The sequence below is a fragment of the Flavobacteriales bacterium genome (assembly GCA_013001705.1).
Taxonomy (GTDB): Bacteria; Bacteroidota; Bacteroidia; order Flavobacteriales_D; family JABDKJ01; genus JABDLZ01.
Genome location: JABDLZ010000055.1, coordinates 1 through 11,613 on the forward strand (window position 1 = coordinate 1; position 11,613 = coordinate 11,613).

The following is an 11,613-nucleotide window of genomic DNA, read 5'->3' on the forward strand; positions in this document are numbered from 1 at the left end:
ATCGTCATCGACCCTCTGAATCAAGTTCAGGAATTGGATGAGACCAATAATGAGATCATCCTGCAGAATGGAGCCCATACGGATTTCATACCTGTTGAGATGGAATTCCTTCAGCTCGGACCCGGACTATACGATATTGAACCAATTGTGGACATAGGTACAAACAATCAACTGGCCATGCCTTTAGAGGCCGATATCTATGTCAATGGAGTACTCATGGGACAGGATCGAATGCATTTGGTCAGAGAGGGTGATGGCGACTGTCCTGACGACAATTGCGTAGGAACTTGTGAAGTACTTATATCACATCCTGGGAGTGAACCGGTCCCCCACCCGGGTGTCTGTGTAGCTATAACACCTGAAGGATGTTACTGCTATGCAGCCAATAAAAAATTGTGGCCCATACTTGACATACCGTTGAGCCCTGGTGACCAGATCACCTTGGTCCTAGATCCAGAGGGACGGATTCCTGAGATCGATGAGACCAATAACACTTTGGTCACCACATGGTTCCCAGAATTCGATTTCCAACCTGTGGATATGCAATTCCTCTGTCGCAATGCAGTGGGCTACGTCACGGTGCCGAGCATCTTCATCCTCGACTCAGATGGCACAGAAAAACCCCTTCATGTGGATTTGAGGATCAACGGAGAAACAGTGGTCTCACAGGATGAATGCTCTGGGATAGTTGACATCGTGAAGTGTCCGAGTGGAGGAGAATGCACAGGACCTTGTAGCTGGAAAGTGATTCGGAAGGAGAAGAGCAACCTCACCTATACAGGCAATTGTATCGGACCGGATGGACCCAAGTGCGACTGCCATGGAACGGTGAAGACATGGAATATGCCGGCCGTTCCCATCAATCCGGGTGATGTGCTCGAGATCTGTGTGGATCCTTTAAATCTGGTAGAGGAATCAGATGAAGGGAATAACAATCTCGTCATGACCTTCAACCCTCCGGACTGCGTTTGTGGACCAGATGGCACTACCATGCCTCAACCTGTGGACCTCAGCAAGTCCTTTGCCCCGGTCCCTTATCCAAACGGTGGTATGGATAGGGTTCAATTGAAATGGTACAAAGCGATTCCCAAGATCAGATTACAACCGCAGGATAATGCCGCCTGTGATATTCAATTCTGGAAACATAAAGACCTGGTCACCGGTGAACTTTTTGCCGACCCGGATACTGTCATGCTCAGTAAGGTCTCCAAACCGGGAAAGGAACTCTTCAAATGGCCCGCGAAATTCAGAGCCGATGGAGCGGATAACTCTAAACGCGTTGAACCCAATATCCGCTACCGATGGCGCGTGCGCTGCTATTGCGATGAAGGGGATGGCGCCCCGGGGCCATGGAGTGTGGTCAAGATTTTCAATACTCCTGATTTCGATCCGATTACTGGGATATATACCCCACCTCCCGAAATCGACTCGGGTATATCAACGTACACCAAGGCAGCCGTGGCGAATCATATCCATATCTCACCCAATCCCAACGATGGTACATTCTCTCTGAACTTCGATCAAGAATTGGATGGCATGATCCACATCCAACTTGTGGATATGACCGGAAGAATAGTGGCTACAGAGTCCAGGACCACTGATGGGAAGACCAAGCAAATGCTCATCGATTTTTCAGAAATTAGACAAGGAATGTATATATTGAGCATACGGACTTCTACTGACCAACTATTTGTAGAGCACATGATGCTCGAATAGTATACCTACGTTCGAGAAGTCATGTTGGCCCCATCGTTCCTTGACCGATGGGGTCTTTTTATGTTACTTGCTGCTTTATATTAGTGGTTCTGGATGGGGATAATCGTTCTCTTTCAGAAACCGACCGACCATTATACCGAGCTATATGTCCTTCCACCTACGAATGGCCTTGTTCCTATTATTGGGATCAGGCGCACTTGTTACTTCTTCAATTCAGGCACAGGAGTGTCCTGCAGGACCTTATTCCATAGGGACGTCCACCCTCATTCCAGAATGTGGGATATGCGGGGATTACGACTGGGGCACTGTCTCTAGGCATGTCTACATCGATGAAGAAAGCGGGCTCAACTACGGGAACCAGATCGGACCGGATGATACCCACTATCACGATCAATGGCTCGATCTCTACCTCCCTACTCCACCATCCGCTGACCCTGTTCCTGTCTACATATTTGCCCATGCAGGTGGTCAGTATGCCGCTGACGCATTCAGCAATGGAAGGGATTTCTGTGAAGAAGGAATAGCCTTTGTCTCCTGGGAATCGGTTCAGTCCTCACTCGCAGTAGGAGGTTCCTATTATGAGAATGATCCCGATCTGTTGATGAGCATACGCGATTATTGGGACGCGGCCCATTCGGATTTCGACCGTGTCTTGACCTGGGTACATGAACATGCTGAAGAATACGGGCTGGATACAGAGAACGTATTTGTTGGCGGTGGCTCCAGAGGCTCACGTATCTCCTTCATGGGACTTGATGATATTACGCGTCCCGTGCGTGGTGTATTCATGACACAAGCCTTTGCCGATGGGGACTGGTTCAGCCAGGACATGGCCATAGCAGAAGGATGTCCGGGCCCATCCATACCTGAATTCGTAAGCCCGGAGTATCCTTCGATGGTCTTGCACTACAAGAACAATTTGGGAGATGTGGTGAATTCCCATGATCCTATGAATGGGATGATCATACAAGAGAGATATGCCTGCTATGGTATAGACTCACGCATCATCCACGGTCTCGGAGATGGCTACCAGTGGCCGCCCTCTGCCATAGAATTCATCTTGAATGCAGAGAGCTATTTCGACACTTATCCTGAGGCTGTGGTGGATTCTCTCGTGATAGACCCCGAGTCCAACATCCTCTCCTCCCCTGCGCCTCCAGAGGTGAGTTGGGAAAACGATATGAGCACATTGGTCTCTTTTCACTGGGGTGAGAATGAATGGGAGAACAATCTGATCCAAGAACCCTATCCGAACAAAGAACCCGAGATCAATCGCATCGAAGTGCGCTTAGGCGCGGTAGATGGACCTACTTCCACCGAATTCTCAGATCCATGTGCCATACGCCAATGGAGTTACGAGTCGACTTACGACCATACCTCCTCGGTCAATTCATTCACCTTTCCTGAAGAAGGACTGTTGACCACCTGTGCGATCGCTGATCCAGATGGCGGTGAGTCATTCTCTTTGGATGAAGGTCAGTACTACGGAATCCAAGTGCGTAATAATCTGGCGCCTTCTACCAATTATTTCCAGACCAGGTACCATAAATTCTGGAGTCCATGGTCTGAGATGAGCGTATTTGAAGGAAGGTGTTCAGAAATCATCAGCGATACTGGATCGGACATCTCGGATATCACCGTGGACATTGTTGTGAATCCTTCCTTTTCCGGTATTTCCATTGTGGGCCTCGCACCTATCAGACCCCGAACACTTAGCATCGACCTTTTGGATATCACAGGTCATGTAGTGGACCATCGCAGACTTCGCTCTGATGAGCGCATCTATCTAGAAACACGAGATCTTCCCAGTGGCATTTATCTCGTCAGACTATCAGATAGAGATTCGTCTATTGTGAAGAAGGTGCACCTTTTCTGATGGACCGACCTCCTTACAGCAGGTATGTGGGGACCGCTCATACCTCGCTCTGTCCAGATTCCATAATCGACCGACCTTTCTTTAGGTAGCTTTTATATTAGCTATACTAATCTGGACGACCATGACCCGTATCCTATTGATCCTGAGCCTTTTTGTGGTACAACTTTCCCTTGCACAGGGCCTTACCACCGATGACTATCAGAAAGAGGAAGTCTATATCACGATGAGGGATGGCACTCGCCTGCACACGACCATTTACTCACCCAAAGAGAACCCCACCGAGCTGCCCATCCTGCTTACTCGGACCCCATATAGCTGCAGGCCTTATGGTAAGGAGATGCCATCACAGATCATGTATAATGAGGACATGGTGGCCGATGGATACATATTCGTCTGTCAGGATATGCGTGGCCGGTGGATGAGCGAGGGGAACTGGGAGAACACCAGACCTCCCTACTCTTTCAAGGATGAGGATGCCACGGATGAAGTGACCGACACCTACGACACTATCGACTGGCTGCTTGAGAATGTCGATGGTCATAATGGAGCCGTAGGCATGTACGGGAATTCATACGTAGGCTGGACCCCGCTCGTGGGTGCGGTATCACGCCACCCTAATCTCAAGGCGATACTGGCCATGGCACCGGTGACCAACTTCTTCTTCGAGGATTTCAACCGCTATGGTCTATTCGGACTTTCCTATGTGCCGGTGCTCGATGTCTTCGGTCTGGATCATGAAGGACCTACGGCCGAGCCATGGTATAGTGTGCATCCAGAGGTCTTCACATTTGACACGGACCCGGTGACCACCTATGACTACTATGACTTCTTCTTAGAACGAGGTACACTGAGCAATTTCACCGACCTCATCTCAGAGGACAATTTCTTCTGGGAGAACATCAAGGCTCACCCGACCTATGATGCCTACCGCCAAGAACGCAACTGGTTACAATACCTGGAGGACATCAACTGCGCTACACTGATCGTAGGTGGATGGAATGATGAACAGAATCTGTGGGGTATCGTGCACGCTTACAAGGCCATCGAGTCTCAGAGCAAAGGGACGGATAATCGATGGATCATGGGACCATGGTCTCACGGTCATCCCGCTCACCGCAGCGATCAATATTATTTAGGAGACATCTACTACGGAGACAAGGTATCTGAACAGTATCAGGTCAAAATGGAAGCACCCTTCTTTGCACATCACTTAAAGGGTGAAGCATACCATGGACTGCCAGAGGTCAAACTCTATGATACCGGGAAGAATGCATGGAAGGATCTGGATCGATATCCGGAGGATGCTCAGAAACTCACATTGTATCCAAGCGCTGACGGGAGCTTGCTCTCTGAGATAGGAGATGCAGATGCTCGAATGGAATACGTCTCAGACCCTGCTCACCCTGTACCTTTCATCGAAGAACTCGATTTCCATTTGATGGCGCCCAAACCCTACATGTGTGATGATCAACGTTTTTGCAGTAAGCGGCCCGATGTGCTCACCTTCAGCACCGACCCTCTGACAGAGCCTGTCACCGTGCTCGGTGAGATAGAAGCCCTTCTGCAATTCGCCACCGATCATGAGGATGCTGATCTTTATGTGAAATTGATCGATGTATACCCCATGGATCGTGAGCCCTTGAAAACGGATGTGGAGGGCGTGAAGATGAATGGCTATCAACAACTCGTTCGCATGGGCTACCTAAGAGGCAGATTCCGTGAGTCCTTCGAGAAACCCAGCCCTTTCACTCCAGGTGAGAAGACTGAAGTACGGGTAGAACTGACAGATGCCTTCCATACCTTCAAGAAAGGTCATCGGATCATGATCCAGGTGCAGAGCAGCATGTTTCCCTTGTACGATAGGAATCCGCAGAACTATGTGGAGTCCATCTATGAAGCTGAAGAATCCGATTTTGAGAAAGCCACGCACACACTATTCGGAGATAGCCGCTTCATTCTTCCCGTCTTAAGCGATTGACAGTAAGCACTGGACAGGAATGCTTTTTTGGTCGAACTTAGCGTTGACCAACACGTGTAGTTATGACAGCGATGAGTGAGGCGAGATTACAAAAGCTACTTGTACTATTCTTCATATTAGCCCTTTTCGGGATGGGACTGAACCACCTTCAGGATCAGGACGATACCGATCTTGAGAGTGCGCGACCAGCTGATACCGAACAGGTACAGGTGGACCAGGAGTACTCAATGATCCATTGAGTTTTGGCGCATACCTTCTCCTAGGACCATGGCCACGGCATTGGCCAGATTGAAGCTGCGTACTTTTCCAGGAAATGGAATCCGTGTAAGTCGATCTTCGAATCTGGTACGGATCTCTTGAGAGAGCCCGACCGACTCTTTTCCGAATATCAACCAGTCTCCAGGTGAGATACGGGTACTATAGAGCGACCGCTTTCCGTGCGAAGAGAAGAAATGGATGGAAGCCTGTGTATCCACCTGCCCTATACAATCTTCCAAGCAATCGTACTCATGAACGGCCAGATCGGACCAATAATCCAGACCTGCTCTTCTCACCCGACTCTCATCTATCTGGAAACCCAATGGATGGATCAGATGCAGTACACTTTCCGTGGCTACACAGAGTCGACCGATGTTTCCTGTATTGTTCGGAATCTCCGGCTCGACAAGCACCACATTGAATCCGCTCATTCCTGATCCTTGATCTTCTTTTCCCACTTTTCCTTGGCATGGGCCTGTAGATCGACCACTACATCGGATTCATCAACAATTTCAGCACCAAGTAAATTCTCGAAAAGGTCTTCCATCGTCACTACGCCCACAACGTGTCCGAAATCATCAGTGACCAGATGCATATGCTGTCTGCTCTTAGAGATGCGCTTGAGCAGTTCTGGTAGTTTCAGATCATCAGAGACTACCGGTATATCCCTACGTAGATCGGATAATGGTATATCCCCATTCTCACGGGCCATGACATCCAAGGCATCATCCTTGAGTATCAGACCTGTGACATTGTCTTTTTCACCTAAGAAAATGGGTACCCGGCTAAAAGTCTTGCTTTCAGGAAATGCCATATACTCAGCGACCGTGGTCTCTTCAGAAAGCATGAATGTGACCGATCGAGGAGTCATGATATCCCTCACTGTCTGTTTCTCGAATGCCAATACATTGTTGATGATGGCTGATTCTGTATCACGAAGGATCCCTTCGCTCGAACCCAATTCTGCCATGGCCACAAAATCGGCTCGGGATAGTACCGCCTTCTCTTTTTCCTTCTTCAGACTACGGGTGATCAGCTGACTCATCCATACGAATGGGAGTAAGATGGTAAGGATGACCCGAATAGCACGGACCGAAAAAGGGACCAATGCTTTCCAGTTATTGGCACCGATGGTCTTCGGGATGATCTCAGAGACTACGAGGATCAATAGGGTCATTGCTCCTGCAATAGCTCCTTCATAACTCACGATATCCTTCCCGCCTATGGTCAGGTAATTCTCTCCGTAAATCTCTCCAGCCGTGGCTCCTACCATGATGGCTCCTACCGTATGCGCCAGGGTATTGAGGGTTAGAATCGCTGAAAGGGGTCTATCGATATCCTGCTTATACTCTTCCAGCAGCTGGCCCGTAGCGGTTCCCGAGCTCACCTGCCCCCTGACATAGGAGGGAGTGACCGATAGGAGCACGGCTTCTAAAATGCTACATAGAAAGGAGAACGCAATAGATAGAACAGCCCAGATAATAAGTTCGGTCACAGCCTGATGATTTTGTCAAAAATAGATTATCCCTAGCTCCTATCTGAGATTGCGCTACATGATCGACCTTCTTCTCATTCATAGTAGCCTGTGCTCAGCCTCTCTTAGGACTGGAATACACCCTGGATATTGCCTCAAGTAAAATCCATCCTCGAGCTAACTTCGTATCTTATGGGGATGACCAGAACATACCTGATGCTTGTTCTATTGCTCAGCTCTCAGCTGATGCTGGCCGGAGGTGGTTGGGTCAAATCCAAAGGCCAAGGATATTATAAGTTCGGTCAGTCCTGGGTGGAGAGTATGGGGTACTTCTCTGGAGGCTCCAATTTCAGCCCGAGGCTCAGTAGTCAACTCTTTACCACCAGTTTCTACATGGAGCACGGTCTAGGGGAGGGCATCAGTCTGGAGACCTACCTCCCAGTGTATGTGCGTCATACCGTTGATGGGATGATAGAAGAAGATGGAGAGCTCGTAGTGATAAATGACGCTATCGGTGGCATAGGTGATATGAATGTCGGCCTTCGCAAGAAGATCCACTCCGGATCACTGATCCAGATCAGCGCCAGTCTCACCCTCGGCCTACCAATCGGGAGCCCGACTCTGGGAGAGCGCGAGAACCTATTCACCGGTGATGGAGAATTCAACCAACTCATACGGAGCGACTTGAGCATCCCTTTTGGAAATGATGCCATAGCCGGATACAGTACTGTTTATGCCGGCTTCAACAACCGCAGTGGGAACTTCACCAATGAATTGTGGTATGGTCTGGAGGCGGGAGTCTCCATTCAAGAATCCAAGTTCTGGCTCATCGGCCGTATCAATGCTATTGAAGCAGGTGATACCGGAGAAGAACAGATGTTCACCAATAATTTCACCCAATCTATGAGCTTCACTAATTATATGGTGGAAACAGCCATTTATCTGGATCCCAAAATAGGATTGACGGCCAGTTACACCGGTTCCATCCGGGGCAATGTATTGCTCGTAGCGCCTGTCTATAGCTTAGGTCTTTATATGGATATCAGATGAGGCTTGATTTTTGTGCAATGAACACTTGAAGAGAAGAGATATGAAAAGAATACTACTAGTATCCACCTTGATAGCCACCATGCAATTCGCTCTGGCCCAGCCGGATGGGAGCGTTTTTCCTGACTTCACTTTTACCGATATCGATGGACAGGAACATCACTTGCAATCGTATCTGGATCAGGGAAAAACGGTCGTGATCGATGTATTTGCCACCTGGTGCGGAGTATGTCAGAGCAGTACCGGAGGCATGGAAGAACTCTACACCTCCTATGGTCAAGGGGGTGATGAATCCTTAGTCGTTCTGACCTTTGAGCGGGACCCGAGCACGACCAATGAAGAGGCCTATATCGACCAATATGGAGTCATGTCCCCGGTCATCACTGAGGCCACAGATGTGGTCGCCAACGAATGGAATGTGACCTATCAACCCCGCTATTTCGTGATCTGCCCCGATGGGACCTTCAATAATGAATTCATATCACCGGTCTATGATGACCCGTCTGAGATTGTAGAGCATGCCATGGAATGCGCACCAGCCACCTCACTGCAAGAGGCTGATCTCAGTGAATCATTCCGACTGATCAACACCTCGGTCGACCAGATACTGCTCTATGAGACATCATACCCCGTCTTGACCTACAACATATTGGACGTCACAGGCGCTCTGGCGCAGTCTGGACGATTGGAACAGGGACGTGATCGGCTCGATCTCAGTGCTCTGCCTAAGGGTATGTACCTCTTCCATGTCACGGATGGAAGGCAGGTGCTCACCAAGCGCTTCATCAAAAGCGATTGATGAGATACCTCTGGATCTTCATTGTGCTCATAGGAGCATGTTCTTCTCCAACAGGTCCCGATGAACAGGCCATCGGCACAGAAGCGGGGCAGTTAGCTCCACCCATCATCAGTACGACTATTTCGGGTGAATCATTCGACCTCTACGCTCTCAAAGGTGATTTCATATTACTTGATTTCTGGGGTTCTTGGTGCGGTCCATGTATCAGAGAGGCCCCGCAGATAGTCGCTCTGCACAATGACTTCAAGGACAAAGGACTAACCATTGTGAGCATCGCTATCGAGAAGAACGATAAGAACGTGGCTAAGGCTGCTCGGCAGCTAGGATATGTCTGGGAGAATCAGTTGGTCGAAGAAAGCCGATACGTGCGCTTCAATCCTATTGCTTCAGCATATGACGTGACCGAGATACCGAGTCTCTTCCTTATTGATCCAGAAGGAAAGATCACATTATCGAAGACCACTATAGCTGAGGTGCGTGAGAAGCTAACGGCTAGTCTTTAGCTCACGGTCGATCACTTGACCTTTACTCCATGTACGAACGTACTCAAGACCTGACTATCCAGGATCTCACTCTCCTCTACCTGCATGATATCCCTATCCATGATAATGAAATCAGCCACCTTGCCCACTTCAAGGCTCCCTTTCTGTTCTTCTTCGAAATTGCCTATCGCACCCCAGATGGTCATTCCGCGTAAGGCCTGCTCACGGGTCAAGGATTCCTCCATATGCCAACCTTCCTCAGGTTCTCCTTGGGCATTCTTCCTGAATACACTGGCATAGAAGGTCTGTAAGGGGTCCATTCCCTCGATCGGGAAATCCGTACCTAGGAGTACAAGTCCATTCTCACCTAAAAGGGATGCATTGGCATAGGCCCCGTCTACCCGTTCGGCCCCGATACGTTCTTCCACCCAAGGCATGTCACTCATAGCATGCACCGGTTGCACAGAAGGGAGGATATTGTTCCTACCGAACATCGCGATATCGTTTCCAGTGACTACTTGGGCATGCTCTATACGCCAGCGTTTGTCATTGGTCCCTTTCAGCTGGTCCTGATAGACCGAAAGGATGATTTGATTGGCCCGATCACCGATACAATGCGTGTTCATCTGGAACCCATAGAGGTCGCATAGGGCGGCCCATTGCTTGAAGAAGATAGGCTGATGGAGCAAGGCACCCCGGTGCCCTTCTTTGTCATGATAGTCATGTTTCAGTGCAGCCCCTCGGCTACCTAGGGCACCATCCCCATAGAGTTTGACACTCCGCACCGTCAATCGGTCCTCGAGCACTTTGCCCCTTTTCATGAATTCCCTGCCGGCATCATCTGCAAGGAGCATGGCATAGATCCGGATCAGAAGTTCTCCTTCAGCATGCATCTTCTGAATGAGGCGGATGGAGGTGGTATCCAATCCCGCTTCGGCCACCGTAGTGATCCCATATTCGAAACAATCTTCTTGGGCCCGCGACATAGCTCTCTTGAGTAGGTCCTCATCCGGTGCCGGGATGACATCCTTCACCAAATAGGCCGCCTTATCGATCAACATCCCGGTCATCTCCCCCTCATCGTCTACCATGATCTCTCCTCCTATCACCCTTTTGGGCCCCTCTATCAGAGCCAATTCCAAGGCCTTGCTATTGGCCAGGGAAGCATGCTTATCTATCCGGTCCAATATGACCGGACGGTCCGGGAAGAGCCGGTCGAGAGCATCTTTGGCAGGGAATTGCTGGATCTCCCAATCGTTCTGGTCCCACCCATGTCCCTCTATCCACAGACTTGGACTGGAAGAAGCGAATTCCTGAATACGCTCAACACATTCCTCCCAGCTCTTGGTCCCAGTGAGGTCCACTTGATTCTCATACAGACCGTGCTCTACAAAATGGGTATGACTATCGATGAATCCGGGATAGATCGGTCTGCTCCCTGCATCCACCATCTGCTCTCCCTTGTACTTGTTCATGATCTCCCGCTCGGGTCCTATGGCGACTATCCTACCCGAGTCGATGGCCATCGCTTCTGCCACAGTGAAGGCGTCATCCACAGTGTAGATGACCGCATTGTGCACGACCATATCCACCTGAGTATCCTGATAGTTGCACGCAGATAGGAAAATCGATAGCAAGAGCAGGTAAGAATAGAATTGCCAAGAAGAATATATGGTCATGAACTGAGACGTTTTGTATCTGCTATCAAATAGATCAGCATCATCAAGAAGGGAAGCGCTGGAACCTTATATCTGACGATAGCTCCGAGCACCGGTGTCACCGAACCGATCAAGACTCCCATGGCCACCAGAAATATGAGACACATGATGAAAAGATCCTGATTCTGGATACCCTTTCTCCAGATGATGGCTGACAAAAGTAAGAGGATATACAGGGAATTCTCTATGGCTGCCAAGGCCTGAAGTGCACCGCCCATCTCCCAGATGGCAGGTCTGAAATATGTACGTATAACTGCGCCAGGAG

General features: G+C 49.4%; 10 protein-coding genes. 6 read left to right on the plus strand and 4 right to left on the minus strand.

The features are described 5' to 3' along the window. The 3 genes from HKN79_02005 to HKN79_02015 form a co-directional block, all read left to right on the plus strand. Nucleotides 1-1,716 (plus strand): T9SS type A sorting domain-containing protein (locus HKN79_02005; protein ID NNC82324.1); only part of this gene is annotated, 1,716 nt, incomplete at its 5' end. A gap of 145 nt (nt 1,717-1,861) precedes the next feature. Further along, nucleotides 1,862-3,592, plus strand: coding sequence for a T9SS type A sorting domain-containing protein (locus HKN79_02010; protein ID NNC82325.1), 1,731 nt, complete (start codon nt 1,862-1,864; stop codon nt 3,590-3,592). Nucleotides 3,593-3,713: 121 nt separating this feature from the next. Further along, entirely contained in the window at nt 3,714-5,570 is a 1,857-nt protein-coding gene (locus HKN79_02015; GenBank protein ID NNC82326.1) for a CocE/NonD family hydrolase, read from the plus strand. Between the two features lie 224 nt (nt 5,571-5,794). Here HKN79_02015 and HKN79_02020 read toward each other — a convergent pair whose 3' ends face one another. Continuing rightward, nucleotides 5,795-6,259 carry a tRNA (cytidine(34)-2'-O)-methyltransferase gene (locus tag HKN79_02020; GenBank protein ID NNC82327.1) on the minus strand — a complete coding sequence of 155 codons (465 nt, stop codon included), beginning with the start codon at nt 6,257-6,259 and terminating at the stop codon, nt 5,795-5,797. Further along, complete coding sequence (locus HKN79_02025; protein NNC82328.1) at nt 6,256-7,323, minus strand: HlyC/CorC family transporter; 1,068 nt, start codon at nt 7,321-7,323, stop codon at nt 6,256-6,258. The genes HKN79_02020 and HKN79_02025 overlap by 4 nt, the downstream gene beginning before the upstream one ends. Nucleotides 7,324-7,500: 177 nt before the next feature. On the opposite strand from HKN79_02025, the gene HKN79_02030 reads away from it, so the two are divergent. The 3 genes from HKN79_02030 to HKN79_02040 are packed head-to-tail and all read left to right on the plus strand — an operon-like array spanning nt 7,501 to nt 9,651. Next, a complete protein-coding gene (locus tag HKN79_02030) occupies nt 7,501-8,352 on the plus strand; it encodes a hypothetical protein (protein ID NNC82329.1) in 852 nt (283 codons plus the stop codon). Between the two features lie 40 nt (nt 8,353-8,392). Beyond that, complete coding sequence (locus HKN79_02035) at nt 8,393-9,148, plus strand: redoxin domain-containing protein (GenBank protein NNC82330.1); 756 nt, start codon at nt 8,393-8,395, stop codon at nt 9,146-9,148. Then, the gene (locus HKN79_02040) at nt 9,148-9,651 is read left to right on the plus strand and encodes a TlpA family protein disulfide reductase (protein NNC82331.1); all 504 of its coding nucleotides are present in this window, start codon (nt 9,148-9,150) and stop codon (nt 9,649-9,651) included. The genes HKN79_02035 and HKN79_02040 overlap by 1 nt, the downstream gene beginning before the upstream one ends. 11 nt (nt 9,652-9,662) lie before the next feature. On the opposite strand, the gene HKN79_02045 is transcribed toward HKN79_02040, so the two are convergent. Continuing rightward, nucleotides 9,663-11,309 carry an amidohydrolase gene (locus HKN79_02045; GenBank protein NNC82332.1) on the minus strand — a complete coding sequence of 549 codons (1,647 nt, stop codon included), beginning with the start codon at nt 11,307-11,309 and terminating at the stop codon, nt 9,663-9,665. Beyond that, nucleotides 11,306-11,613, minus strand: a 308-nt coding sequence (locus HKN79_02050) for a hypothetical protein (GenBank protein ID NNC82333.1), incomplete at its 5' end; no start/stop codon positions are given. The genes HKN79_02045 and HKN79_02050, both read right to left, overlap by 4 nt.